At 72.0% G+C, this 24793-nt stretch carries 25 protein-coding genes, 2 pseudogenes and 1 riboswitch; of the genes and pseudogenes, 9 read left to right on the forward strand and 18 right to left on the reverse strand.

Translation table 11 applies throughout. The annotated features are described in order from the left end of the window. Together B277_RS18025 and B277_RS16165 are read left to right on the forward strand one after the other, a co-directional pair. Positions 1 to 314: hypothetical protein (locus B277_RS18025; protein WP_007928823.1), on the forward strand; the 314-nt coding region annotated here is incomplete at its 5' end. A gap of 29 nt (positions 315 to 343) precedes the next feature. Then, entirely contained in the window at positions 344 to 832 is a 489-nt protein-coding gene (locus tag B277_RS16165) for a DUF2505 domain-containing protein (protein ID WP_007928825.1), read from the forward strand. Positions 833 to 868: 36 nt separating this feature from the next. On the opposite strand, the gene B277_RS12660 is transcribed toward B277_RS16165, so the two are convergent. The 5 genes from B277_RS12660 to B277_RS16175 form a co-directional block, all read right to left on the reverse strand. Then, on the reverse strand, positions 869 to 1249 hold the full coding sequence (locus tag B277_RS12660) for a DUF6912 family protein (protein ID WP_007928827.1): 381 nt from the start codon (positions 1247 to 1249) through the stop codon (positions 869 to 871). A gap of 1 nt (position 1250) precedes the next feature. Beyond that, positions 1251 to 2678, reverse strand: coding sequence for a WS/DGAT/MGAT family O-acyltransferase (locus B277_RS12665; protein ID WP_040881532.1), 1428 nt, complete (start codon positions 2676 to 2678; stop codon positions 1251 to 1253). Positions 2679 to 2739: 61 nt separating this feature from the next. After that, the gene (locus B277_RS18440; protein ID WP_051988048.1) at positions 2740 to 3075 is read right to left on the reverse strand and encodes a MinD/ParA family ATP-binding protein; all 336 of its coding nucleotides are present in this window, start codon (positions 3073 to 3075) and stop codon (positions 2740 to 2742) included. Between the two features lie 43 nt (positions 3076 to 3118). Beyond that, positions 3119 to 4048 carry a CpaE/TadZ family protein gene (locus B277_RS12670; RefSeq protein ID WP_051988050.1) on the reverse strand — a complete coding sequence of 310 codons (930 nt, stop codon included), beginning with the start codon at positions 4046 to 4048 and terminating at the stop codon, positions 3119 to 3121. Continuing rightward, complete coding sequence (locus B277_RS16175; RefSeq protein WP_007928846.1) at positions 4048 to 4722, reverse strand: SAF domain-containing protein; 675 nt, start codon at positions 4720 to 4722, stop codon at positions 4048 to 4050. The genes B277_RS12670 and B277_RS16175 overlap by 1 nt, the downstream gene beginning before the upstream one ends. 130 nt (positions 4723 to 4852) lie before the next feature. Here B277_RS16175 and B277_RS12680 point away from each other — a divergent pair, with 130 nt between their 5' ends. Then, positions 4853 to 5068: a helix-turn-helix domain-containing protein gene (locus B277_RS12680; RefSeq protein WP_007928848.1), complete on the forward strand. Its 216-nt coding sequence runs from the start codon at positions 4853 to 4855 to the stop codon at positions 5066 to 5068. Between the two features lie 7 nt (positions 5069 to 5075). Here the strand turns inward: B277_RS12680 and B277_RS12685 are convergent, their stop codons facing one another. Further along, on the reverse strand, positions 5076 to 5615 hold the full coding sequence (locus B277_RS12685; protein WP_007928851.1) for a hypothetical protein: 540 nt from the start codon (positions 5613 to 5615) through the stop codon (positions 5076 to 5078). A 113-nt stretch (positions 5616 to 5728) separates the two neighbouring features. Here B277_RS12685 and B277_RS12690 point away from each other — a divergent pair, with 113 nt between their 5' ends. From B277_RS12690 to B277_RS12700, 3 genes are all read left to right on the forward strand, one after another. Beyond that, the gene (locus B277_RS12690) at positions 5729 to 6013 is read left to right on the forward strand and encodes a hypothetical protein (protein ID WP_007928852.1); all 285 of its coding nucleotides are present in this window, start codon (positions 5729 to 5731) and stop codon (positions 6011 to 6013) included. Between the two features lie 423 nt (positions 6014 to 6436). Beyond that, positions 6437 to 6622, forward strand: coding sequence for a hypothetical protein (locus tag B277_RS16180; protein WP_156811791.1), 186 nt, complete (start codon positions 6437 to 6439; stop codon positions 6620 to 6622). Then, positions 6619 to 7143 (forward strand): Rv3235 family protein, encoded by a 525-nt coding sequence (locus tag B277_RS12700; RefSeq protein ID WP_007928858.1) that lies wholly within the window; start codon positions 6619 to 6621, stop codon positions 7141 to 7143. The genes B277_RS16180 and B277_RS12700 overlap by 4 nt, the downstream gene beginning before the upstream one ends. Positions 7144 to 7152: 9 nt before the next feature. Here B277_RS12700 and secA read toward each other — a convergent pair whose 3' ends face one another. Then, complete coding sequence (secA, locus tag B277_RS12705) at positions 7153 to 9915, reverse strand: preprotein translocase subunit SecA (protein ID WP_238148030.1); 2763 nt, start codon at positions 9913 to 9915, stop codon at positions 7153 to 7155. Between the two features lie 382 nt (positions 9916 to 10297). Between secA and B277_RS12715 the strand changes: the two genes are divergently transcribed. Next, positions 10298 to 10642 carry a hypothetical protein gene (locus tag B277_RS12715; RefSeq protein ID WP_128276788.1) on the forward strand — a complete coding sequence of 115 codons (345 nt, stop codon included), beginning with the start codon at positions 10298 to 10300 and terminating at the stop codon, positions 10640 to 10642. A 50-nt stretch (positions 10643 to 10692) separates the two neighbouring features. Here the strand turns inward: B277_RS12715 and B277_RS12720 are convergent, their stop codons facing one another. From B277_RS12720 to mtrA, 6 genes are all read right to left on the reverse strand, one after another. Continuing rightward, entirely contained in the window at positions 10693 to 11883 is a 1191-nt protein-coding gene (locus B277_RS12720) for a winged helix-turn-helix domain-containing protein (RefSeq protein ID WP_007928867.1), read from the reverse strand. A 251-nt stretch (positions 11884 to 12134) separates the two neighbouring features. Continuing rightward, positions 12135 to 12818, reverse strand: coding sequence for a ribosome hibernation-promoting factor, HPF/YfiA family (hpf, locus tag B277_RS12725; protein ID WP_007928869.1), 684 nt, complete (start codon positions 12816 to 12818; stop codon positions 12135 to 12137). A gap of 173 nt (positions 12819 to 12991) precedes the next feature. After that, complete coding sequence (locus tag B277_RS12730; RefSeq protein ID WP_007928870.1) at positions 12992 to 13735, reverse strand: ComF family protein; 744 nt, start codon at positions 13733 to 13735, stop codon at positions 12992 to 12994. Positions 13736 to 13822: 87 nt separating this feature from the next. Next, complete coding sequence (locus tag B277_RS12735; protein WP_007928872.1) at positions 13823 to 14956, reverse strand: GerMN domain-containing protein; 1134 nt, start codon at positions 14954 to 14956, stop codon at positions 13823 to 13825. Then, positions 14880 to 17312, reverse strand: coding sequence for an MtrAB system histidine kinase MtrB (gene mtrB, locus B277_RS12740; RefSeq protein WP_007928873.1), 2433 nt, complete (start codon positions 17310 to 17312; stop codon positions 14880 to 14882). The genes B277_RS12735 and mtrB overlap by 77 nt, the downstream gene beginning before the upstream one ends. A gap of 2 nt (positions 17313 to 17314) precedes the next feature. Further along, entirely contained in the window at positions 17315 to 17992 is a 678-nt protein-coding gene (mtrA, locus tag B277_RS12745) for an MtrAB system response regulator MtrA (RefSeq protein WP_007928874.1), read from the reverse strand. A gap of 89 nt (positions 17993 to 18081) precedes the next feature. After that, positions 18082 to 18147, forward strand: a riboswitch (guanidine-III (ykkC-III) riboswitch). A gap of 202 nt (positions 18148 to 18349) precedes the next feature. On the opposite strand from mtrA, the pseudogene B277_RS19190 reads away from it, so the two are divergent. Next, positions 18350 to 18796, forward strand: a pseudogene (locus tag B277_RS19190) (MsnO8 family LLM class oxidoreductase); the annotation flags it as partial. A gap of 98 nt (positions 18797 to 18894) precedes the next feature. After that, positions 18895 to 19320, forward strand: coding sequence for an LLM class oxidoreductase (locus B277_RS19195; RefSeq protein ID WP_238539404.1), 426 nt, complete (start codon positions 18895 to 18897; stop codon positions 19318 to 19320). A gap of 56 nt (positions 19321 to 19376) precedes the next feature. On the opposite strand, the pseudogene ahcY reads toward B277_RS19195, so the two are convergent. From ahcY to B277_RS12775, 5 genes and pseudogenes are all read right to left on the reverse strand, one after another. Beyond that, positions 19377 to 20823: pseudogene (ahcY, locus tag B277_RS12755) on the reverse strand (adenosylhomocysteinase). A 135-nt stretch (positions 20824 to 20958) separates the two neighbouring features. Continuing rightward, positions 20959 to 21924 (reverse strand): DUF808 domain-containing protein, encoded by a 966-nt coding sequence (locus B277_RS12760; RefSeq protein WP_007928876.1) that lies wholly within the window; start codon positions 21922 to 21924, stop codon positions 20959 to 20961. A 70-nt stretch (positions 21925 to 21994) separates the two neighbouring features. After that, positions 21995 to 23419 carry a mycothione reductase gene (locus B277_RS12765; RefSeq protein WP_007928877.1) on the reverse strand — a complete coding sequence of 475 codons (1425 nt, stop codon included), beginning with the start codon at positions 23417 to 23419 and terminating at the stop codon, positions 21995 to 21997. Further along, positions 23416 to 24594, reverse strand: coding sequence for an SIS domain-containing protein (locus B277_RS12770; RefSeq protein ID WP_007928878.1), 1179 nt, complete (start codon positions 24592 to 24594; stop codon positions 23416 to 23418). Before B277_RS12770 ends, B277_RS12765 begins: the two co-directional genes overlap by 4 nt. 7 nt (positions 24595 to 24601) lie before the next feature. Then, entirely contained in the window at positions 24602 to 24793 is a 192-nt protein-coding gene (locus tag B277_RS12775; RefSeq protein ID WP_007928887.1) for a Trm112 family protein, read from the reverse strand.

A 24793-nucleotide genomic window follows, 5' to 3' on the forward strand; every position in this document is an offset into this window, starting at 1 on the left:
TCGACGAGTGCGCGCGCTCGCTCCAGCAGTCGGCGGCCGAGCTGGCCGCGACGACGGCCGGCCTGCGCGCCCTCGAGGAGGAGGCCGCGGCCGCGGGCCTGCAGGTCCGCGACGGCACTGTGCACCGTGCCTGGGGCATCACGGGCGTCGCCGATGCCGGCGGCGAGGCCGCGGGCGCCGATCGGAGGGAGGAGCTGCAGGGTCGGGTGCACCAGCTCGTCTCGGGGTTGGGCAGCGACCGGGCTCGGCTCGCCGCGGACTGCCGGCGCGCGGCGCACGAGCTGGCCCTGGCGGCCGCTGCGCTGCGCACGTGACCACCCGCTCCGCGCGCTAGCGTGTGCCCATGAAGATCACCCGCAGCGCGACCCTGCCCGCCGGAGTCGACGAGGCCTTTGCCGTCATCCGCACCGAGGACTACCAGCTCGCCAAGGTGCGCGCGCAGGTCCCCGACGCGACGGCCACCGTCGCCGATGCTCCGGGCGGCGGGGCCAACGTGCACTGCGAGCGCAGGCTGCCGACCGCGGGCATGCCCGGGCCGGTCGTCTCCATGGTCGGCGACACCCTCACGGTGTCCGAGCAGCAGCACTGGCGCCCCGCTGCCGATGACGGGTCGCGCACGGCGGACCTCGAGATCTCCGTGGCAGGCGTGCCGGTCAGCCTCGTCGGCACGATCACCCTCGCCCCGGAGGCCGGCGCCTCCCGGCTGTCCGTGGCCGCTGACCTCACCTGCTCGATCCCGCTCCTCGGCCGCAAGATCGAGGCGGCCAGCAAGCCGGCGATCGAGCAGTCGATCGACGACGAGATCGCCGAGCTGACCACGCGCCTGTCCTGACGCCCCGGCCCCTGCCGACCAGGGGGCGTCCACGCGTCAGACGAGCGCGGACAGCTCCGTGACGTCGTACCAGAGCAGGTCGTCGTAGCCGGACCCGACCTCGCCGGCGCTCTCCTCGACATGGAAGGAGACGACGTCGGTGACCGGCACGTGCAGCAGCCCGGCGAGCGCGGCGTCCGTGCCACTCCCCCTCGCCTGGTCGACGTCCGCCGAGGCGATGACGCGTCGTCCGGCGCCGAGCGCACGGGCTGCGTCGAGCGCCTGGCACATGGCCTCGAACTCGAGGTCCTCCTCGTCCGCGGCGGGGTCGAGCGCGCGCACCTCGTCGGTGACGGCGTAGCCGGTGCGCTCCGGCAGCATCCCGTCCGCGGCGACCTGTGTCAGGTCGGACTCGAGCAGCGGCAGGTAGACCCGCACGTCAGGCCCTCCGGGTGCGCCGGGCCGAGCGCAGCTCGGCGAGGGAGTCCTCGATGGCCTGCGCGAGCAGGTCGAGGTCGGCCATGGAGTCGCGGTCGCCGGTGAGCCCGTAGTAGACCCGCCCGTCGTAGGAGGTCAGGCCGATCGACAGGCCCTGACCGCGCCCGAGCGGCATGACGGGGTAGGTCTCGACGAGCTGGCTGCCCTCGACCTGCAGCTGCTGCTGGGGGCCGGGCACGTTGGTGATGACGAGGTTGGACAGGCGTCGTGACATCACGCTGCTGAGCCGGGCGCCCAGGGTGTGGAGGGTCGGTGGGGCGAAGCCGGCGATCGACGCGAGGGAGGTCGCGCCCATGCCCTCTGCCGATGCCGACTCGATCTGCTGACGCATGGCGAAGGCGATCTGGTGCAGTCGCATCGACGGGGTGTTTTCCCCGATCGGCAGGTCGATGAAGCAGGCGGTCATCGCGGCGTCCGTCAGCGGGTCACCGGAGCCGTCGACGATGCTCACCGGCACCATGACCCGCAGCGTCGACGCGCTCGTCACCGGGAGGCCACGGGTCTGCATCCACGTGCGCAGCGCCCCGGTGACCGTCGCGAGGATGACGTCGTTGATCGTCACGTCGTCGACGTACTTGCCGCGGGTCAGCCGCGACCGGATCTGGCGGTAGTCGTCGAGGTCGGTGTCGACCATGACGTAGCGGCGGGCGGCGCCGACGTGGGCGTTGAGGGGAGAGTCGGGTGCTGGCCGGGTACCGACCTTCGCCAGGGTCGAGACGACCCGAACGGCCGTCTCGGAGGCGCGCCGGCCGGTCGCCGAGATGTCCCGCAGCCCGGCGCCGACGGTGGTGACGACGCGCGCCGGGTTGAGCAAGGAGCCGAGCATGGCGTCGGTGAGCAGCCGGAGGCTGGAGGGCTCCGGCCGCGGGGCGACCGTGCTGTCGTCGGCGGGCACCGCGGCGGGGTCCATGAGCAGGTGGGCCAGATCGACGGCGTGGATGCCGTCGACCATGGCCTGGTGTGCCTTGGTGACGACGGCGAAGCGCCCACCCTCCAGGCCCTCGACGAAGTACGCCTCCCACAGGGGGCGGTCCCGGTCGAGCGGACGAGCCATGATGCGGGCGACGAAGTCCTCGAGGTCCGACCGCGCCCCGGGCGTGGGCAGCGCCGACCGGCGCACGTGGTAGGCAAGGTCGAACTGCGCGTCGTCGACCCACACCGGGTTGTCCAGCCGCCCGGGCACCTCGCGGATGCGCTGCCGGTAGCGCCCGTGGCGCGCGACGCGGTCGCCCACCACCGAGACGAAGCGGTCGTAGTCGAAGCCCTCTGCCGGCGGGTCGAAGACCATGACCGAGCCGACGTGCATGGGCAGGGTCGGCTCCTCGACGTAGAGGAAGGCCGCGTCCAGGTTGCCGAGTCTGTTCACCACGAGGTCATCGTGGCACGACCCGGCGAAGGGAGCACCCCTGCCGGCGCTGTGATGACGACCGTCACGATGAGCGACGTCGCAGCAGACGCCGACCGCCTGCACGTCGCTCCTGCGGCACGGGTGCGCCGGCGATCCGGCTGGCCAGGTTGGCGATCGCCGACCGCAGCGGGCTGTCCGGTGCACACTCCGCCAGGGTCTGCCCGGCCAGGACCGCCTTGTCGGTCGCGGCAGGATCGTCGGGCAGGAAGGTGATGGACTCGAGGCCGGCGAACCGGGCGAGCGACTCGGCGACCCGGCGTTCCGGGTCGGGCCCGACCGACGACGCGCGCAGCCGGTTGACCACCGGCCGGGGCGTCGGCGAGGGGACCTGCCCCACGGTCTGCGCGGCGCGCACCATGCGCTGCAGGCCGATGGGGTCCGCCGCCCCGACGAGGAGGAGGTCATCCGCCTCGGCCAGACCGGTCAGCGTCGCCGCGTTGCGACGGGGGGGCCAGCGTGTCGTAGCTGAGCTCCTCGTCGTCCTCGATGGCGAAGCCGAGGTCGAGCACGACGAAGGGGGCGAGCGAGCGCGCCAGCTCGATGATCTGCTGCACGGCGGCGGGTCGCACCTCGGTCCAGCGGCTGGGGGTGGGCAGGCCGGTGAGGACGCGGAAGCGGGGTGCGACCTCGAGGGCCAGCCGCGCCAGGGCGTGCAGGTCGAGCGTGCCGAGCTCTGAGGCCCGCGCTGCCGCGGCCAGCCCCGGCGCCTCGTCCAGGACGCTCAGCAGCTGCGCCGTCGCGGCACCGTAGGTGTCGAGGTCGAGCAGGACTGCGGCTCCTCCCGCCATCGCGATCTCGCTCGCGAGGTTGGCGGCCAGGGTCGTGCGCCCCGGCGCCCCGGTGGGACCCCAGACGGCGACGACCCGACCGCGCGTCGGTGCGACCGGCGGTGGCGGCGTGGCCTCGGTGACGGGCTCGATCGGTGCGGTCGGCGGGTCCTCGTCGCCCCAGAGCACCTCCGTGCCGAAGGGGACCGCCCCCGTCGACGCAGCCGTGAGCACGTCGAGCAGGTCGGTCGCCGGCGTGCCGACGTGCACGTGGCGACCGATGCCGAGCTGGCGCAGCCGACGCTCCTGCGCCTCGTCCCCGTCGGCACTCGCGCCGACGACGAGCACCCCGTGCGCCGCGAGGTGGGTGAGCGCATCCCGGTCGAGGCCACGCAGGTCGGCGGAGACCAGTGCCACGTCGCCCAGCCCGGCCGCTGCCGCTGCGAGCAGGTCGGCGAGGTCGACGCAGCGGCGCCCGACGGTGATGCCCGGCAGCCGGTCGACGACCTCGACCATGCGCCCCTCCCAGCCGTGGTCGAGCGCGGTGAGCACGACAGCGGCCATCAGTCCTGCTTCTCCGGGCTGCCCGCCTCGACGACGAGCTTGATCGGGCGCTTCGAGTCGTCGAGGGAGAGGATCTGCGGCACCTGGTCCTTGGGGATGACGAGGATGGCCGCCGCGGTCGACCCAGAGCTGATGACCCCACCCGAGCTCTTCGGGAGGGAGTGCACGGGCACTCCCTCGGCGACGACCTCGTAGGGGGTGTCCTCGTCGGTGCGACGGCCGTCCTCATCACGCTCCGGTGCGGCCGGCGCGAGCACGGTCACCGTCGAGCCCTTCGTCAGGTTGCTGAGCGAGACGGGGTCGACCCGCACCGGCACGCGCTGCACGTCGAGGTCGGCGGCGTTGACGACCGCCGCGCGCGGCAGCAGCTCGCCGGGGCCGAGAGCACGGTCGACGACCGCGCCCACCGGGATCTGCTGGCTCGTGGGGATGTAGCCGGACGAGGCGTCACCCAGCTGGACGTCGACCCGCTGGAGGTCCCCCTCCTCGATCGGCTCCCCCGGAGTGAGCGTCGTGCTGGCGGCCCAGACGCCGATGCGATCGTCCGCCGCCCGGAAGGCCAGGGCCCCGATGACGACGGACAGCAGGACGAGCAGGACGCCGATGATCAGGCGCGCGTCCTTCCACGACGGCTTGGTCAGCCGCCGGGCGGACGGGGTGGGCAGAGTGGTCACGGCGCTCCTGACGTGTCGACGGCGCTCTCGCAGACGATCATGCACGGAGGTAGCCCCCTTCGCCCGTCGACCGTCCACAGGCTCCGTCCCGCCGGTCGGTGAGGAGACGGCCCGGTGGCAGACTGGTCCCATGGCCCGCAGATTCGTCCCGCTCACCGAGGTCGCCGAGGTCCTCGGCGTCTCGGCTGCGCAGACCTATGCGCTCGTCCGCAGCGGTGAGCTGCCCGCGATCAAGGTGGGCGGCCGTGGTCAGTGGCGCGTCGAGGTGGCCGAGCTCGACGCCTACATCGAGCGGATGTACGCGCAGACGCGCGAGTTCGTCCAGCGCGGGGGCACCGAGGGCTGAGCGCCGCTCACGCCGAGGCGACGAGCGCGACGGCGGCGAAGGGGACGACCCGCTCGCCGGTGACGTTGTGCGGGCGCCGCGGCGCATCGAGCGGGTGCTCGGCGATGCCGAAGGCATCGGCCCCCACCCTGTCGATCGTCCCGTGCACGAGGCCGCCGTCGACGTCCGTGACCGCCACGGCCCGACGGTCGCGGCTGATCCCCCGCAGCGCTGACCCCAACCCGAAGCGGCGGGCCCGGGTGTCGTCCCGCGGCCGGCCCAGGCCCGAGACCCCGAGCACCGCCGGGGTCGGCACGACGAGCTGACGGCCCGTCTCCTCGACGACGAGCAGCCACCCGTCACCGCAGTCCTCGAGGACCCCACGAGCCGTCACACCACCGCGCACCCGCACGACGACCCGGGACCCGACGGCACCGGCGAGCTGCTCCCCCAGCGTGATCTTCGACCGCTCCGTGCGGGTCCGCTCGGCCACCTCGGCGTCGAGCTCGAGGCGGGTCTGGGCAGCGAGCTGTGCCTCGAGGTCGTCGAAGAGCCGGTCCCAGCGCATGGACCCAATCTAGGCCGCCCGCCGACGAGATGACCGCCACCGGTTGCCACCACGCGAATTGCATGCTTTGCTGTCAAACACCAGCAAACGACATCAAACGACATGGATCGACGATGAATGACATCGACGCGATGAAGCGCATCCCGGCCGTGGTCCTGACGACCACCGGTCTGCTCGGCGGGCTCGCCCTGGCGTCGGCCACCGCGGCGGGCGCCCACCGCCTGCTCCGTGAGGCCGCGGCCCCGGGCGGACCTCCCGACGCCGCCGTCGCCGGGCTGGCCGCCCTCGCCGTCGTGCTCATCGCCACGTGGGCGACCCTCGCGCTCGCGCTCGCCCTCGTCGCCCACCTCCCCGGCGCCGTCGGTGCCCGCCGCCCCGTCGGGCCCACGAGCGGGTGACGCCCGCCGTCGTGCGCCGCTGGGCCGCCGTCGCCCTCGGCGCATCGCTCACCGCCTCCGTGCTCCCCCGGGACCGCCGTCGCGGCCAGCCTCCGCGGACCCGGATGGTCGGCCGCCTCGACCGGCACGCCCACGCCGGGATCGACCGGCGGTGCGACGAGCAGTCCGACGAGCGGCTCGTCCGGCGCGCCCGAGCCCGGATGGAGCTCGCTCCCTTCGCCCGCCGCCCCCTCACCCACGGCGACCGCGACCACGGCCCCGTCACCCACGGCGACTGCCACCACGGCGCCGCACGGGCCCGGCTGGACGCCACGACGGCCGCCGGCCCGTCAGCGCATCGCCCCGGACCTGCTCGTCGGACGCGACCGCACGGCAGCGAGCGCCGAGGTCGTGGTCCGGCGGGGCGACAGCCTGTGGTCCATCGTGCGCGCCCAACTCGGCCCCGGAGCGACCGACGCCGAGATCGCCGACGCCTGGCCCCGGTGGCACGCCGCCAACGCGCGACGCGTCGGGCCAGACCCCCACCTGCTGCTGCCCGGGACGCGACTCGTCCCGCCCACCGACCGACACGAGCCGGGTACCAGCCCGACGACGAAGGGGACGCCATGACCACCACCACACTGCGGGTGCTGCCGGCCCCGCGTCACACGCCCGTCGGGATCCCGCTCCCGACCCACGACCAGGGCCGCGACGAGCAACTCGCCCAGCCGACCCCCTACGTGCAGGACGCCCTCGCCGTCGACTTCGCCGCGGCCAGCGACGAGCAGATCTTCGGCCCGCAGCCGACCCGGACCTGCGACCTGCCCGACGCCCGCCAGTGGGCCGCGCACATCGCCCAAGGCGTCGTCGAGGTCATGCACGGCGTGCGCCCGCCGAGTCAGGTCATGCGATGGACCAGCCCGGAGGTGTACGCCGTCGTGGCTCGCCGCGGCTCCCGCGCCGCACGCCGACGTGACCAGCGCAGCTCGGCACACCGCACGCGAGTGGTCTCGGTCCACCTGTGCGAGCCCGCCACCGACGTCGTCGAGGCATCGGTCGTGCTCGTCGACGGGGCGCGCGTTCGAGCCCTCGCGCTCCGCCTGGCCGGCCGCGACGGCAGGTGGGTCGTCGAGGCTCTCCAGGTCGGGTGACCGGCCGGGTCAGCGGCCCTTCTTGGCCCTCTTCGCCTGCTTGGCGGCGGCCCGACGCTCGGAGCGGGACCCCTGACCACGGGCGGAGCCCCCTTCGTCGCGCTCCTCGACACCGCCGTCCTCGGACGGCGCGGAGTAGTGCAGCCGACGCTGGCGGGACCCGTCCTCCAGGCCCTTGGCGGTCACCTGCGGCCGCTCCTGCCCCTCGCCGCCGAGCAGGGCGTCCACGCTCTTGGGCTGGGTCGAGGACTCGGGCACCGTCGGCACCTGGACCTCGGAGTTGAAGAGGTAGCCGACCGACTCCTCCTTGATCGCCTCGTTCATCGCCTCGAAGAGCTGGAAGCCCTCGCGCTGGTACTCGACGAGCGGGTCGCGCTGGGCCATCGCCCGCAAGCCGATGCCCTCCTTGAGGTAGTCCATCTCGTACAGGTGCTCGCGCCACTTGCGGTCGAGCACCGACAGGACGACGCGGCGCTCGAACTCGCGGGCCACGGGCTCGCCGAGCTCGGCCTCGCGACGGTCGTAGGCCTCGTGGACGTCGGTGATGATCTCCTCGCGCAGGCTCTCGGCGTTGAGCCGGGCCAGACCGCCCGCCGCCTCGATGACCTGCTCGGGGCCGAGGGTGGTGGGGTAGATCGCCTTGAGGGCCGTGAAGAGCCGCTCGAGGTCCCAGTCCTCCGAAAAACCGCTCGCGGTCTCGCTGTCGACGTACCCACCGACGACGTCCGTCATGAAGTGCCGGACCTGCTCCTCGAGGTCTTCCCCCTCAAGGACCCGACGACGCTCGTCGTAGACGACCGTGCGCTGCCGGTTGAGGACGTCGTCGTACTTGAGCACGTTCTTGCGGGTCTCGTAGTTCTGCCCCTCGAGCTGGCTCTGGGCCCCCTCGATGGAGCGGGTGAGCATCTTGCCGGCGATGGGCGTCTCGTCGTCGATCTTCGCCGTCTGCATGACGCGGTCGACGAAGCCGGCGTTGAAGAGGCGCATCAGGCTGTCCTCGAGGGACAGGTAGAAGCGGGACTCACCCGGGTCGCCCTGACGGCCGGAGCGGCCGCGCAGCTGGTTGTCGATCCGTCGCGACTCGTGGCGCTCGGTACCCAGCACGTACAGACCACCGAGCTCGGTGACCTCCTCGTGCTCCGCCTCGACGGCCTTCTCGGCCTCGGCGAGTGCCTCGTCCCAGGCGGCCTCGTACTCCTCCGGTGTCTCCTCCGGGTCCAGCCCTCGCGCCTTGAGCTCGGCGACGGCACGGAACTCCGGGTTGCCACCGAGCATGATGTCGGTGCCTCGACCCGCCATGTTGGTGGCGACGGTGACGGCGCCCTTGCGCCCGGCGTCGGCGACGATGGCAGCCTCGCGCTCGTGGTGCTTGGCGTTGAGCACCGCGTGCTTGATCTTGCGCTTCTTCAGCTCCTGCGACAGGTACTCGCTCTTCTCCACGCTCGTCGTGCCGACGAGTACCGGCTGGCCCTGGGCGTGGCGCTCGGCGATGTCGTCGACGACGGCGTTGAACTTCGCCTGCTCGGTCCGGTAGACGAGGTCCGGCTGGTCCTTGCGGATCATCGGCTTGTTGGTCCGGATCGGCACGACGCCGAGCTGGTAGATCGAGTTGAGCTCGCCGGCCTCGGTCTGCGCGGTACCCGTCATGCCCGAGAGGGTGTCGTACATGCGGAAGTAGTTCTGGAGGGTGATCGTCGCGAGCGTCTGGTTCTCGTTCTTGATCTCCACCCCCTCCTTGGCCTCGATGGCCTGGTGCATGCCCTCGTTGTAGCGACGCCCGGCGAGCATGCGTCCGGTGTGCTCGTCGACGATGAGGACCTCGCCGTTCATCACGACGTAGTCCTTGTCGCGGGTGAAGAGCTCCTTGGCCTTGATCGCGTTGTTGAGGTACCCGATGAGCGGGGTGTTGACGCTCTCGTAGAGGTTGTCGATGCCGAGCATGTCCTCGATCTTCTCGATGCCCGGCTCGAGGATGCCGACGGTGCGCTTCTTCTCGTCGACCTCGTAGTCGCCCTCGGCCTCGATGCCACGCATGAGGTCGGCACCGTGGCCGCGCTCGAGCTTGCGGACCATCTTCGCGAACTCGGAGTACCACTTCGTCGGCTGGTCGGCGGGGCCCGAGATGATGAGCGGAGTGCGGGCTTCGTCGATGAGGATGGAGTCGACCTCGTCGACGATGGCGAAGTTGTGACCGCGCTGGACGAGCTCGTCGGTGTTCCACGCCATGTTGTCGCGCAGGTAGTCGAAGCCGAACTCGTTGTTGGTGCCGTAGGTGATGTCCTTGGCGTACTCGGCCCGGCGCTGCTCGGGGTTCATCGACGCGAGGATGACACCGGTCTCGAGACCGAGGGCCCGGTGGACGCGGCCCATGAGGTCGGCCTGGTACTCGGCGAGGTAGTCGTTGACCGTGACGACGTGCACACCCTTGCCCTCGATGGCGTTGAGGTACGACGGGAGCGTCGCGACGAGGGTCTTGCCCTCACCGGTCTTCATCTCGGCGACGTTGCCCTGGTGCAGGGCCGCACCACCCATGATCTGCACGTCGAAGTGCCGCTTGCCGATGGTCCGGCGGCTCGCCTCGCGGACCGCGGCGAAGGCCTCGGGGAGGATGTCGTCGAGGGTCTCGCCGTCCTTGAGGCGCTTGCGGAAGACGTCGGTCTCGGCACGCAGCTCGGCATCGGTCAGCTTTTCGAAGTCCTCCTCGATGGCGTTGACCTGGGCGGCGATGCCTTCGAGCCGCTTGACGGCGCGGCCCTCTCCGGCGCGCAGCATGCGCTCGACGATCTTCACGAACTTCACTCCTGACATGGTCCATCCGGGCACGACAGGTCGCCGCGACCGGCAGGGTCATCCCACAGGCTAATCGTTTGCCGGGCCGGTGACCGACCGGGCACTGTGACCCGGGTGAACGAGCACGCTGACAGCGAGGTTCCGCACGGCCCCTTCCCCGACATCGTCCCAGCCCTACGACCTCGCCACCGCGGAGACCTTCCTGCAGAGCCACGTCGACGAGTGGTCCCAGCCGCGGGGCTGGGCCTTCACGCACGGCGCGCCGAGCCTCGACTGGTACGCCGCACGGCGCAACCTCGCCTCCTGGCGCGTCGCCCACGCCTGCGGGTTCACCCACCACGGCAGCCTCCCCCAGCGGGTGCCGGTGCGCGACGGCACCGCCGACGCCTGGCGCGCCTCGCTCCTGCATGGGGAGCCGATGACCCCGCGGCACACGTGGGTCGTGCCGCCGCTCGTCGAGGTCGGCGGGCTGCGTCTGCGCCCCCTGCGCGACGACGACCGGGCCATCGCCGATGTCGCGTCCGACGACCCGCTCGGCGAGGTCCTCGTCTTCACCCGGGGCGGTGAGCTCGTCGAGGGCGGGACGGCGGAGCTCGGCGACTCCGTCCGACCGAGCGCGCACGGTCGCGGACAACGAGGCGAGCAACAGGATGCTCGCCGGCGCCGGGTTCACGCGGTGGGGCCGCGAGGAGGCTGCCGAGGCCCCTGACGGCTCGGTCGGCCCCGCACTGCACTGGGAGCGGCTGGCCTGACCTGCGCTCAGGCGCCGACGACCTCGCCGAGGCCCAGCCAGGTTGCCATCTGCCCGAGCTCGTCGTCCAGCTCGCCACGGTCCTGCGCTCCCCCGCGGCCCGGCTCCCAGGTGATCTGGCGGGCGAGCAGCGCCCCGGCGGTACGGTCCGCCTTGAGGTCGACCCGGCCGACGAGCTCGTCGCCGAGCAGGAAGGGCAGCACGTAGTAGCCGTGGACCCGCTGCTCCGCCGGCGTGTAGATCTCGATCCGGTAGTGGAAGTCGAAGATCCGCTCCACCCGCGGCCGGCACCACACGAGGCTGTCGAAGGGGGACAGCAGCGCCCGGGCGTGCACGGACCGAGGACTGCGGGCCCCGACGTGCAGCCACGCCGGCTGGTCCCACCCACGGACCTCGACCGGCTCGAGCTCGCCGGTCTCGACGAGCCGCCCGATCGCCGGCCGCACGTGCACGCGCTTGAGCCGGAAGTAGTCTGCGAGGTCCGCCTCGGTCGCCACGCCCGTGGCGCGCGCGGAGATGCGCACGAGCTCGACATGGGCCTGCTCGTGTGACGGACGGGTCTCGGGGTCGAGCCAGGTCGCGGCGTGTGCCGCTGGCACGACGCGCTCGAGAGCCGCATAGCGGCGCTCGAACTGCGGGGTCCGCCCGGCAGAGCTGATCTCCCCCGCCCAGAAGAGGTGCTCGAGAGCGTGCTTGACCTGCGACCAGTTCCAGCCCCAGTGCTCCTCGTCCCCCGTGCGCTCGTGCCCCAGCGCCGCCTCGATCTCGCGGGCCGTGCGCGGACGGCCGGCCCGGACCTCGGCCAGGACCGCAGCGACGACGTCCGGCTGGTCGCGTGCGACGGCCTGCATACCGCCCCATGACTCCTCCCGCGCCCGACGCATCCGCGGGTACTCCATGAGCGGCCACGTGCCGGGCGGCAGGAGACTCGCCTCGTGCGCCCAGTACTCGACGAGCCGTCGCGGCGCCCGGTCACGCATCCGGTCGAGCAGGGCGGTGTCGTAGGGCCCGACGCGCGAGAAGAAGGGCAGGTAGTGGCTGCGGGTCAGCACGTTGACGCTGTCGATCTGGACGAGGCCGACGGTGTCGACGACTCGCTGCAGGTCGCGCGTCGTCGGCTCCCGCTCCGGCCGCGGCCGCGCGAGCCCTTGGGCCGCGATGGCGATCCGCCGCGCCGCGGCCTCCGTCAGTGTGCGCACGAGCCCAGACTGCCCCACCCCACCGACAGCCCGCGCGATACGCGGCCGGCACGACCGGCGTGGTTGGGTGGCGCGGACGAAGGCTCGGACGGCCCTAAGGAAAAGTCCGGACCGCTGGTCCTCGACGTCACGTCGAGGGGCAGTCCGGACTTTTCCATGAGTCGGGCCGCCCCGACCTTCGTCCGCGCCGTCACCGTGCCCGGATCAGGTCAGGGCACGGTCGCGTGGAGCCGGGCGGGAGCTGCGCCGGGTCAGCGGACGGAGACGGGCTCCTCGACGCGGGTGCCGTTGATGGCTGCGCCGTCGACGGAGGTGCCGTTGGCACCGTCCTGGACGTCGAGGTGGATGACGCCGTAGGACCAGCCGCGGCGGCGGTAGACGACGCTCGGACGGTCGTTGTCGGAGTCGTGGAAGAGGAAGAAGTCGTGCCCGACGAGCTCCATGCGGCGCACGGCCTCGGCGAGGGTCATCGGCGCGCTCTCGTGGACCTTTTCGCGCACCTCGATCGGGCTGTCGCCGATGGTGCCGAACTGGTCGGGCTCCTCGGCCGTCTCCTCGGTGGGCAGGTCGGTCGCAAGCGGCTCGGTGAGCGTGGCGGTCGCCTCGCTGACCGACCGGCGCCGACGACCGCGCAGCACGTTGCGCTTGTCGTGGGCGCGGCGCAGGCGCTCGAGGAGCTTGTCGACGGCAAGGTCGACGGCGGCCTGCCGGTCGTCGTGGCAGGCCTCGGCACGGATCACCGGCCCCTTGGAGCGGCACGTGATCTCGACGCGCTCGCTCGCCTTGGCCTGACGTGGGTTGGCCTCGTGACTCACCATGACCTCGATGCGCTGGACGCGGGGATCGAGCTGCGTGACCTTCGACAGCTTGGTGTCGAGGTAGTCGCGCAGCCGGTCGGAGACGTTGACATGGCGTCCGGTGATGGCAATTTCCACGGAGTCCTCCTGGGGACGTCGGTACTGCGGTGGGGTTACGCCTGGCGAGGGCGTCGGGCTCAGGGCACCACCTCCACTGGGGACGGTCTCGTCGCGGGCTGCCGCCCGGGAACGCGAGAGGCCCCTGCGCCGTGCCGGCTGTGCCGGTCGAACGAGGGACCCATGACGACACGTTAGTCCGTGGGGCCGGGTAAAGGTAGGTCACGCGCTGGGAATCTGCGGGGGGTCACCGCGCACACCGCCATGCCGACGTGCGCGGCACCGGCCTCGAGCAGGGCGCGTCTCCCTTCGGCCAGGGTGGCGCCCGAGGTGAGCACGTCGTCGACGAGCACGCAGTCATGGCCACGGACCACCTGTGGGCGCCCGACGGACATCGCTGCGCGCAGGTTCGCCTGTCGCCCGGACCGGTCCAGCCCCGCCTGGTCAGCGGTCCCCCGCGCCATGCCGAGGACCGGGGTCAGACGTACGGCCGGACCCAGTGCGCGCGTGACCTCTCGCGCGAGGAGCATGGTCGGGCGGTCCCCTCGCTGCCGGACGGCTGCGGGCGACGACGGGATGGGCACGACCCGCACCGTGCGCCGGTCAGGGGCGAAGGGAACGGAGGTCACCTCACGACGGACGGCGTCGGCGAGCAGCCGTCCCAGCGGGCGGGCCAGGTCACGTCGGTCCCCGTCCTTGAAGGCCCGGACCAGGCGGGCAGCGACCCCGGCGTAGCTGACGGTGCCCGTGCACCCGGGCCAGCCCGCGGGCACCGGCTGCGGGGCGACGCGGCCGAGCTCGCCGAGGGCGAGCGCCGCCAGATCCTGCCGGCACGCGGCACAGATCACCTCGCCCGGCAGGTCACAGGCTGCGCACGTCCGGGTCAGGACGAGGTCGAGAGCCGCGTGCAGAGGCCCGAGGCGGGACGCGAGTGCCATGCTCCGAGACTGCCCTGCCTCGGGGGGCGGGCCCTGGCCGAGCCGGCGAGCTGTGTGTTGGCAGCGCCCGGGTGGGGACCCTGTGGGTCACTTGCCGGCGACGACGGCCCCGGTGAGCGGCTTGAGCTCCTGCCACCGACCGCCCGAGCGCTGGAAGACGCGCTGCTTGTCGCTGATGAGCACCACGTCCTTGTCGTCGCCCGTCGTCGTGATGCCGACGGCGCCGGGGCGCTCGGTCATCGCCTCGACCTGACCACCGACGTGCACGAGGTAGGGCTGCAGCACCGCCTGCTTGTCGCGACGACCGATGACGGCGAGAGTCGTCGGGCCGACCCACACCGCCTCGATCATCTCGACGAGCTCGGCCCCGATGCGGAAGGTCTGGGGCGAGGTCTTGATGGGCAGCCCGTTGGCCCGCCGGACGACGCCTGCGATCTCGAGGGTGCTGCCCGAGCCCCGCCGCACCTCCGAGATCACGGCGACGCGGCTCCCTTCGGGCGAGACGACCGCAGCCTGGACGAGCCGCTGGCCCAGCCACGGGGTCGGGACGTGCTGCGGCGCAGCGGCGTCCTCGTCGTCGGCGTCGACCGTCGCATTGATCGCCCAGAGCCGGTGCCCGCTCTCGCGCCCCAGACCGGAGCCGCCGATCCACAGGACCCCGCCGTAGTCGTAGCAGGGATCGCTCATGTCCGCGGCGAAGGTCGCCACGGAGATCTGGCTCCCGTCGTCGCGATAGCGCACGAGGTCCTGCCCGTCACCGGAGACAGCCGCCACCTCCTTGCCGTCCAGACGCAACCCCAGCCGCACCGACGTCTTCGGGATCGGGGCGAAGGGAGATGACGCCGCCTTGAGGTGCTGCGTCGACACCGAGGCGAGCCGGTCGCCCACGGTGACGAGCTTGGTCCCACGGCGGGCCAGCACGACCGGGGTGCTCGAGCGGGTGCGGTCGACGAAGCCCAGCTGCTCGGGTGTCGTCAGCGGGTCGCTGATGCCGAGGTCGAGCTCGTTGCCCGAGAGGGTGATGACGACCTCGGTGACCGCGGGCAGCGACATGAGCGTCGCGACGAGCTGCGCGGCGAGCTGCTTGCGGGTCGTCGCGTCGTCGGCCACGGACTCGCTGTCCAGGTCGACGCGGGCGACCCCGTCACGGACGGGCACGGCGTCGACGACGAGCCGGGCGCCGTTGTCGGTCGAGACGGCGTCCTCGAGGTAGTCCGGCACCCGTCCCAGCTGGGCTCGGACGAGGCGGGTCGCGAGCTGGTCCTGGGGGGAACCACCGCTGGTCGACGACGAGGGTGTTCCACCCGATCGCCGGGTAGTGGACCGGGTAGTCCCGGAAGATGAAGCCGACCTCCTGCTCCTGCAGGACCCGACCGAAGCCCTCCTCGAGCTGGTCGATGCGCCACTCGCCACCGACCTGCGTCATCTTGAAGTCGAAGATCTCCCAGAGGTTGGGCGGTGCGACGGTGTAGCGGCCCTCGGTGTCGATCGTCGCCCGCACGTGAACCTTGACCCGGTAGGTGTCCGCGGCCCCCTTGACGGGGCGGACCTTCGGCTCGTTGCCGTCGTAGATCACCGTCTGGCTGTCGGGGATCCACGCGCGGGCGAGGGTGTCGGTGAGGTACGAGCGGGTGATGTCGAGCCGCTCGCCGCTCGTCGCCCCGGCGTGGAGGAAGCCGACGATGATCTGCTCGGGACTCGCTCCCTCGTCCGGCTTGTTGGGGATGCGGTTGAGCGGCACCGGAGGCTCGCCGTCGACCTTGAGCCCCGGACGCACCGTGGTGTCCGCACCGAGTCCGCAGCCGGAGAGCGCGCCCGCGGCGGCGACACCGAGCACGGCGCGCCGGGAGACCCCCCGCGACGCGGTCACGCCGTGCCTCCGGGCAGGTCCCCCCTCGCGGGGAGTGAGCGGCAGCGGCGAGGTGGTGAGCGGTCCGCCGGCCGTCCGGGGCACGGTGAGCCGGAAGCGCGAGCCGGACCCCGGCTCGCCCCAGGCCTGGAGCCACCCGTGGTGCAGGCGAGCGTCCTCGAGGGCGATGGCCAGACCCAGCCCGGACCCGCCCGTGGTCCGGGTGCGCGCCGGGTCGGCACGCCAGAAGCGGTTGAAGACGAGCGAGGCCTCCCCCGCCTTGAGCCCCACGCCGTGGTCCTCGACGAGCACGGCGGCCGCCTCGTCGTCGCCACCCACCCAGATGTCGACCGGGCGCCCCTCGCCGTGCTCGATCGCGTTGACCACGAGGTTGCGCAGGACGCGCTCGATGCGCCGGGCGTCAACCTCGGCCACCGCCGTCTGACCGGCCTCACGGTGGACCGTGACGTCGCTGCCCCTGGCGTCGGCGATGGAGGCCGTCGAGTCCACGACCCGGTCGATGATCGCGAAGAGGTCGACCGGGTCCTGCTCGAGGACCGCGGCACCGGCGTCGTACCGACTGATCTCGAGCAGGTCGGCGAGCAGCTCCTCGAAGCGGTCGAGCTCGTCGTGCAGCAGCTCGGCGGACCGGCCGGTCACCGCGTCCATCTCGTCGCGCGAGGAGTGGAGGAGGTCGGCAGCCATGCGGATCGTCGTCAGCGGGGTGCGCAGCTCGTGCGAGACGTCGGAGACAAATCTCTGCTGCACGCGGGAGAGCCCCTCCAGCTGGCGGATCTGTGTCTGGAGGTTGTCGGCCATCTCGTTGAAGGACTGGCCGAGCAGGGCCAGGTCGTCGTGCCCGCGCGCGGACATCCGCTCGTTGAGGTGGCCCGATGAGAGGCGTTCTGCCGCGGCCGCCGCTCGGCGCACCGGGGTGACGATCATGCTCGTCACGATGTAGGCGATCGCCGAGACCAGGGCGATGAGGAAGAGGGCGCCGAGGATGAAGGAGCGCGAGATCGTCCCGAGGGTCGCCTCCTCCTGGTCCATCGGGTAGATGAAGTAGATGTCGTAGCTCTCCGCGCTCGGCACCTCGATCTGCGAGCCGACGACGACGGCGGGGACGGTCTCGGAGTCGGACCTGCCCGGGAAGGATGTGCCCACCGCGTCGGTCGTCGGCCGGTCCAGCTCGATGACCGTCGTCTGCTGGCGGCTCGGGTCGGCCGAGACCGCCTGCCGGAGCGAGCTCGGGATGGACTCGAGGTTGACGTGGTCGGACTCCTCCGAGGGGATCCGCACGTCCGATGAGTTGTCGATGCTTCGGGTGAAGATGACGTACCGGCTCTCGTCGCCCGCCGGCGCCTTGAGCGTGCGGTTGACGAGGTTGCTGGCGAAGACCGGCAACTCCGGTGTCCCCGTGTACCCGTTGAAACCGGCCTGCGCGTCGTCGGTGAGCTTGCGGGACTCGGCCTGCGCCAGGTTGATCCGGTTGTCGACGAGGCCGTCGGCGATCGAGCGGTACATCGTCAGGCTGATGATCGAGACGACGACGAGACCGAGGATCAGGGTGCTCGTGACGACACGGAAGCGCAGCGACCGCCGCCACAGGCCGACGACCGCCTTGGCCTGCCGGACGAGGAAGCCGTCACCGGAGTCCGTGGACTCCGGGGCCGACGCGGAGTGCGTGGATGCCGGGTCCTCGGTCTCCGTGGCAGGGGCCGAGGACATCGTCAGGACGGCCCGGCCTTGTACCCGACCCCGCGGACGGTGACGACGATCTGCGGGTTCTCCGGGTCGTGCTCGATCTTGCTGCGCAGGCGCTGCACGTGCACGTTGACCAGACGGGTGTCACCCGCGTGCCGGTAGCCCCACACCTGCTCGAGCAGCACCTCGCGGCTGAAGACCTGCCAGGGCTTGCGGGCCAGCGCCACGAGGAGGTCGAACTCGAGCGGCGTGAGGCTCAACGACTGCTCGCCCCGCTTGACCGAGTGGCCGGCGACGTCGATCGTCAGGTCACCGATGGTCAACCGCTCGGGCTCGGGCTCGTCCCCACGGCGCAGGCGGGCGCGCAGCCGGGCGATGAGCTCCTGGGGCTTGAAGGGCTTGACGATGTAGTCGTCGGCGCCCGACTCCAGCCCGACGACGACGTCGACGGTGTCGGTGCGGGCGGTCAGCATGACGATGGGGACACCGGACTCCTGCCGCAGTCGGCGGCAGATCTCGATGCCGTCCATGCCCGGGAGCATGACGTCGAGCAGGACGAGGTCGGGGCGGGCCTCGTGGAAGGCGTCGATCGCGCGGGCGCCGTCGGCGACGTGTGCGACGTCGAGGCCCTCCTTGCGCAGGACGATCCCGAGCATCTCGGCCAGCGCCTGGTCGTCGTCGACGACGAGGACACGTCCCTTCACGGTGTTCCCTTTCCCACGGGTGCGGCAGCTGCCCGCCCATCATCACACAGGCGGACGTGCCCGCCGGCGCGCCACGGCGTAGGCTGGCGGCGAGGCCCACGACCGGGCCCGCGGACGAGGGAGCCGTACCCGTACCACGACACGACGGACTCGTGAGGAGTCCCATGTCCTGGTTCGTTCTCATCGTCTCGGGGATGCTCGAGGCCGTCTGGGCGGCCGCGCTGGCCGCCTCCCACGGATTCACCCGCCCACGCCCCACCCCTCCTCCTCGTCGGCATCGTCGGCGCGGTCATCGGGCTGAAGCTCCTCCCTTCGCCCGACGACCCTGACGACACCGGCGCGGCCTAGGCTCGGGTGGTGACCACCCTGCCCATCCCGATCAGCCTGCTCGACCGCTCGCGCACCCGCGCCGGGGAGCCAGCCGCACGTGCGCTGCGCGACACCGTGGAGCGGGCGCGCCGGGCGGAGGAGCTCGGCTTCGGCCGCATCTGGGTGGCCGAGCACCACGCCGTCCCCGGTATCGCCAGCGGGAGCCCGCCGCTGCTCATGGCGGCGATCGCTGCTCGGACCGCGCGGATCCGGGTCGGTTCCGGAGGGGTCATGCTCCCCAACCACCGGCCGATCGTCGTGGCCGAGCAGGCGAAGATGCTCGCTGCCCTCCACTCCGACCGCATCGACCTGGGCGTGGGCAGGTCGCTCGGCTTCACGGCACCGGTGCGCGATGCCCTCGGCGTCCACGACTACGGACCGGAGCACTTTGCGAGAGACCTCGAGGAGCTCACCGCTCTGCTCGCGGGCACCGCGGCCGTCACTGCCATGCCGAAGGGAGTGCCCGCTCCCCCGCTCCTGGTGCTGGCGACCGGCTCCGGGCTGGCCGGTCGCCGGCGCGGCTCGGGCTGCCCGTGGTCGTCGGTGGCCCCCTCCTGCGAGGCGACCTCGTCCCCCTCGACGACTACCGAGCGGGCTTCCGCCCGCACCGCCCCGACGACGTCCCGCGCGTGCTCGTCAGCGTCGACGTCCTCGTCGCCGACAGCCGCGAGCAGGCCCGCGAGCTGGCGATGCCGGAGGCCTGGGCGATGGTGGAGTCACGCACGACCGGCGCCTTCCCTCCCCTTCGTCCCGAGCCGGCGATGCGCCTCACCGCCCGCCAGCAGGAGCAGGTCGAGCAGCACCTCGACCAGGTGGTCCACGGCACCGCGACCGACGTCGCCGACCAGCTCACCGCGATCGTCGAGCGCACCGGCGCCGACGAAGTCCTCGCCTTCTCATCCACCCACGACCGCGCCGCCCTGGCCGACAGCGACGCCGCCCTCGCCTCCCTGCGCTGAGGTAGCAGGAAGGGGCCCGGAGACACGTGCGTCTCCGGGCCCCTTCGTCCCTGGACTCAGTAGCGGTAGTGCTCCGGCTTGTACGGCCCGGCGACGTCGACGCCGAGGTACTCGGCCTGGCCCTTGGTCAGCTCGGTCAGCTCGACACCGAGGGCGTCGAGGTGGAGGCGGGCGACCTTTTCGTCGAGGTGCTTGGGCAGCGTCGTGACGCTCGGCCGGCCCTCCTCGTCGACGTACTCGTCCGCCTTGGCGAAGAGCTCGATCTGGGCGATCGTCTGGTTGGCGAAGGAGTTGCTCATGACGAAGCTCGGGTGGCCGGTGGCATTGCCGAGGTTCATCAGGCGACCCTCCGACAGCACGATGATCGAGTGCCCGTCGGCGAAGGTCCACTCGTGGACCTGCGGCTTGATCTCGGTCTTGGTGATGCCCTCGATCCGCGCGAGGCCGGCCATGTCGATCTCGTTGTCGAAGTGGCCGATGTTGGAGACGATCGCCTTGTTCTTCATCGACGACATGTGCTCGGCGGTGATGACGTCGTAGCAGCCGGTCGTCGTGACGAAGATGTCGCCGTAGGTGGCGGCCTTGTCCATCGTCGTGACCTCGAAGCCCTCCATCGCGGCCTGCAGGGCGCAGATGGGGTCGACCTCGGTGACGACGACGCGGGCGCCCTGGCCGGCGAGCGCGCTGGCGACGCCCTTGCCGACGTCGCCGTAGCCCGCGACGACGGCGACCTTGCCGCCGACGAGCACGTCGGTGGCGCGGTTGAGGCCGTCGAGGACGGAGTGGCGGGTGCCGTACTTGTTGTCGAACTTGCTCTTGGTCACCGCGTCGTTGACGTTGATCGCCGGGAAGAGCAGCTCGCCGGCCTCGGCGAGCTGGTAGAGGCGGTGGACACCGGTCGTGGTCTCCTCGGTGACGCCCTTGATCTGCTCGGCGACCTTCGTCCACTTGTGCGGGTCGGTGGCGAGGGTGCGGCGCACGAGCGCCTTGAAGACGGTGAACTCCTCGGAGTCGTCCTCGGTCGTGGGCGGCACCTGGCCGGCCGCCTCCCACTCCTTGCCCTTGTGGACGAGCATCGTGGCGTCGCCACCGTCGTCGAGGATCATGTTGGGACCGCCATCGGCCCAGGTGAGGATCTGCTCGGTGCAGTCTCCAGTACTCCTCGAGGCTCTCGCCCTTCCACGCGAAGACGGGGACGCCCTGCGGGTTGTCGGGCGTGCCGCTGCCGACCACGATCGCCGCGGCGGCCTCGTCCTGCGTCGAATAGATGTTGCAGCTGGCCCAGCGGACCTCCGCGCCGAGCGCGGTGAGGGTCTCGATGAGCACGGCCGTCTGGACGGTCATGTGCAGCGAGCCGGCGATGCGCGCGCCCTTGAGCGGCTGGCTCTCGCCGTACTCCTCGCGCAGGCTCATCAGGCCGGGCATCTCGTGCTCGGCGAGGCGGATCTGGTGACGGCCGGCCTCGGCGAGGCCCAGGTCGGCGACCTTGTAGTCGAAGGACACGTGAAAACTCCTGTGACAGGTGTGGGATCGGACCCGGCGCGACCCTTCTGGGTCTGTCGCGGGGTATCACCCACGCCGGCACCGCCAGTGTAGGCGTCGGGACCGTCCGACCCCACTTCGGCGAAGGGGGCTGCCTCAGTGGGCCGCTGCGCCCTCCCCTTCGTCCTTGCCGAAGGGCAGCACGTGCATGACCGCGACGACGACGGCACCGACGAGCAGGCCGAGGATCGCCGAGGCGACGGTGTTGGTCAGCCAGCCGAGCACGCCGCCGAGGGCGCCGGTCGCCCCGTGGACGAGCTCCTCGAGGTGGTGGACGAACTCGTAGGGCTGCGGGAGCCAGCCGGTCTCCTCCTCCAGGCCCACGAGGATGATGTGGCCACCGACCCAGAGCATCGCGGCGACACCGACGACGGACAGCACGCTGAGCAGCTTCGGCATGCCGGAGACGAGGCCCTGGCCGATCGTCTGCGAGAGGCCGGACTCGCGCTTGGCGAGGGCCAGACCGATGTCGTCCATCTTGACGATGAGCGCGACGGTCCCGTAGACGACGAGCGTGATGACGACGGCGACGACGATCATCACGGCGAGCAGGTACCAGAAGGAGTCGTTGAGCCCCTCGTCGAGGACCGCCTTGAGCGAGATGACCATGATCTCGGCGGAGAGGATGAAGTCTGTGGTCACCGCGCCCTTGACGATCGAGTCCTCGTCACCGATCTGCCCCTCCTCCTCAGCGTGGTGGCCGTGGCCGGAGACCTTCTCCCAGATCTTCTCGGCGCCCTCGAAGCACAGGTAGGTGCCGCCGAGCATGAGCAGCGGCGAGAGCAACCACGGGATGAAGGCGTTGAGCAACAGGATCGCGGGCACGATGAAGACGAGCTTGTTGCGCAGCGACCCGATGGTGATCCGCTTGATGATCGGCAGCTCGCGCTTGGGGTCGAGCCCCTCGACGTAGCGCGGGGTGACCGCTGTGTCGTCCACGACGACGCCGGCGGCCTTGACGCTGGCGCGCCCGGAGGCTGCGGCCACGTCGTCGATGGACGCCGCGGCGGCGCGGGCCAGCACCGAGATGTCGTCGAGCAGGGCGAAGAGACCGCCGCTCATCGCCGGGATCCGGTCATCGTGTGAGTCGTCTGCACGGGGACAGCGTATGGGAGCCCGGCGGTCGGTGCGCTCAGGCGAGCGGCGGCGACTCCACGTGGTCCTCGGGCGGGTTGAAGTCGAGCCCGAGCAGCGCATTTTCGACGACCTCGGTGAGCGCCGGGTGGATCCAGTACTGGCCGCGGACCATGTCGGCGACCGGTTGGTCGAAGGCCATCATCTGGATGAGCGGCTGGACGAGGGTCGAGGCCTCGGGGCCCAGGAGGTGCCCACCGACGAGCCGCCCGGTGCGACGGTCGGCGATGACCTTACAGATGCTGCTCGTGTCCTCCATGGCCCAGCCGTAGGCGGTGTCTCCGTACCGCTGCACCTTGACGCTGATGTCGAGCCCCTGAGCGCGGGCCTCCTCCTCGGTGAGCCCGACGGAGGCGATCTGCGGGTGGGTGAAGACCGCGGCCGGCACGGCGGTGTGGGTGAAGGACTGCAGGTCCTCGGGGTGGGCGAGGTTGTGGGCGACGACGCGGGCCTCGTGGTTGGCGACGTGCTTGAGCTGGAAGGGGGAGCTGGCGTCCCCGAGGGACCACACCCCGTCGGCGGTGGTGCGGCCGTGCTCGTCGACGACGATGCGGTGGTCGTCGCGCACCTCGACACCGGCGAGGTCCAGGCCCATGTGCTGCGTGCTCGGGCGGCGGCCGGTCGCGGCGAGCACGACGTCGGTGACGACGCTCGAGCCGTCGGAGAGTGTGACGGTGATGCCGTCGTCACCCCGTCGCAGGTCCGTGACCGTCGTCCTGAGCCGCACGTCCCACTGACCCGCGGCTGCCGCGGTAAAGGCCTCGGAGATGTCGCCGTCGAGATGACGCAGCAGGCGGTCTCCACGGGCGGAGACGACGACCTCGGTCCCGAAGGCGGAGAAGACGTGGGCCATCTCCATCGCGATGTAGCCACCTCCGACGACGAGCATCCGCGCCGGCAGCTCCGGCAGGCGCATGACGGTGTCAGAGGTGTGGATCTGGACGTCCTCACGCGCCGCTGCGTTGCCGAGCTCCTGTGGGCACGTCGCGTGCGCCCCGGTCGCGATGACGACCTGTCCGGCCCGCACCTGCTCGGTCGTGCCGTCGCGCATCTCGACCTCGAGCTCGCGCGGCCCGGTGAAGCGGGCCCGTCCACGCAGCAGGTGCACCCCCTCGCCGTCGCGCCGGTAGGCCTCGCCGGCGGCGGAGATCGGGTCGATCCGACCGAAGACGCGGTCGCGCACGTCGGTGAAACGCACCCGCTCGAGGGTCGCGTCGACACCCAGGCGGCCCCCTTCGCGCACCGCGGTGGCGATCTCGGCGACGTGGACGTACATCTTCGTCGGGATGCACCCGACGTTGAGGCAGGTTCCGCCGAAGACGGCTCCCCCTTCGATCATCGCGAAGGTGCGATCCGACAGCTCATCGGTGAGCAGGCTGTTGCCCGATCCGCTGCCGATGACAGCGATGTCGACGTCGATCACTCTGGGGCCTTCCGTGGGAGGGGCAGCTCGGAGATGCCCGGCGCCGACGCCGGGTCGAGCCCGTGGCCGATCGCCAGGTAGGTGGCGGCGTAGTCGGTGAGTGCCACGAGCTCAGCGAGCCGGGCGAGGTCGTGACCCGGGCCCGCCCAGTGCTCGAGCACCCGCACCCCGGCCGACTGCGCGTGGTCGGCGATGGACTGGGCGGTGTTGTGCCGCTCGACCTCCTCCGGCCGCCCGTCCGCGGTCGGTCGCGGGTCGCGCAGCAGGAGCAGGCCGAGCTCCGGCCCGGCGGGACCGTCGATGTAGGGGTCGGCGAAGACGTCGCGGCCGCCGTCAGGAGCGCTCGCGGCGCCGGTGAAGGGGCCGGAGAGGCAGGCGAGGACCTGGGCTGCCGCATCGGGCAGCCGCCCCCAGGTCGACGGGGTGCGTGCCGTGCGGGCGAGCATCGTGCTCGCACGGCGCGCGGCGACCCCGGTGACCGGGCCGTCACCGAGGACGACGGGCACCCGGCTCGAGAGGTCGAGCGCGAGGGTCTTGGCGGGGTTGACGAAGTACTCGGCGTCGGGCCGACAGGCCTCGGCCTGCGCGTCCAGCCGGTCAGCCACGTCGCCGAGGACGTCGCCGGGCACGTCGACGACGCCGCAGGCGGCCACGGCCAGGACGGCGCGAGCGACCATCCCCCACAGGGCCGCCCGCGAGTGCCCGCTACCCGGCTCGATCGGCAGGTGCACGCCGCGTGCCGCGTGCGCCGCCTCGGCGAGTGGGCTGTCCGGCGCCCCGATCGTCAGCACCTGGGCCCCACGCCGGGCAGCCTCACGGGCCTGCCGCACGGGACCGTCGGCGCGACCGGAGAGGGAGACGGCGACGACGAGGTCCAGCGTGCCGACCCAGCCGGGCAGCGGCCCGGACCCGTCGGCGGTCAGCAGCACCGGCCCGGTGCGGGCGGCGAGCAGGTCGAGCACCGTCCCCACGCCCTCGGCCCCACCGACCGCGGCGACGTGCACCGCTCGTGGCCGCTCTCCCCCGGCCACGAGCCCGAGGTCGGTCTCCGCGGCGATGGCGACCGCTCGACGGACCTGCGCCCCGGCTCCGGCCAGGCTGCGCAGCACGTCGCTGCGGTCGACGGCGCGGCGGCGTCCCTCGTCGTCGAGCAGGGTCTCGTCGAAGGGAGACATCGTCGCCTCAGGCCCGCGGACGGGCCTCGTCGACGAGCAGGACGGGGATGCCGTCCTCGACCCGGTAGGCCAGACCGCAGTCGCCGCCGGTGCACACGAGCTCGGGGCCGGCGGCGCCGGTCTCGTCGCGCAGCTCGCTGCGGCACGCGGGGCAGCGCAAGATCTCCCGCAGCCAGGGCTCGATGACGGGGTCGCTCAT

Source organism: Janibacter hoylei PVAS-1 (assembly GCF_000297495.1).
GTDB lineage: Bacteria > Actinomycetota > Actinomycetes > Actinomycetales > Dermatophilaceae > Janibacter > Janibacter hoylei.

Excerpts from the sequence above, each read along its gene's own strand:
- B277_RS18440 (WP_051988048.1), bottom strand. The coding sequence starts at position 3,075 with ATGGTGCGCGCCGCGCAGACCGTGGGGCAGGTCCCCTCGCCGACGCCC.
- secA (WP_238148030.1), bottom strand. The coding sequence starts at position 9,915 with ATGCTGCGCGCCGGAGAGGGCCGCGCCGTCAAGCGGCTCGAAGGCATC.
- B277_RS12770 (WP_007928878.1), bottom strand. The coding sequence starts at position 24,594 with ATGTCTCCCTTCGACGAGACCCTGCTCGACGACGAGGGACGCCGCCGC.
- B277_RS12730 (WP_007928870.1), bottom strand. The coding sequence starts at position 13,735 with ATGGCACTCGCGTCCCGCCTCGGGCCTCTGCACGCGGCTCTCGACCTC.
- mtrB (WP_007928873.1), bottom strand. The coding sequence starts at position 17,312 with ATGTCCTCGGCCCCTGCCACGGAGACCGAGGACCCGGCATCCACGCAC.
- B277_RS12685 (WP_007928851.1), bottom strand. The coding sequence starts at position 5,615 with ATGCGCTGGGACCGGCTCTTCGACGACCTCGAGGCACAGCTCGCTGCC.
- B277_RS12680 (WP_007928848.1), top strand. The coding sequence starts at position 4,853 with ATGGCCCGCAGATTCGTCCCGCTCACCGAGGTCGCCGAGGTCCTCGGC.
- B277_RS12670 (WP_051988050.1), bottom strand. The coding sequence starts at position 4,048 with ATGGCCGCTGTCGTGCTCACCGCGCTCGACCACGGCTGGGAGGGGCGC.
- B277_RS12760 (WP_007928876.1), bottom strand. The coding sequence starts at position 21,924 with ATGAGCGGCGGTCTCTTCGCCCTGCTCGACGACATCTCGGTGCTGGCC.
- B277_RS12690 (WP_007928852.1), top strand. The coding sequence starts at position 5,729 with ATGAATGACATCGACGCGATGAAGCGCATCCCGGCCGTGGTCCTGACG.
- B277_RS16165 (WP_007928825.1), top strand. The coding sequence starts at position 344 with ATGAAGATCACCCGCAGCGCGACCCTGCCCGCCGGAGTCGACGAGGCC.
- B277_RS12700 (WP_007928858.1), top strand. The coding sequence starts at position 6,619 with ATGACCACCACCACACTGCGGGTGCTGCCGGCCCCGCGTCACACGCCC.
- B277_RS12775 (WP_007928887.1), bottom strand. The coding sequence starts at position 24,793 with ATGAGCGACCCCGTCATCGAGCCCTGGCTGCGGGAGATCTTGCGCTGC.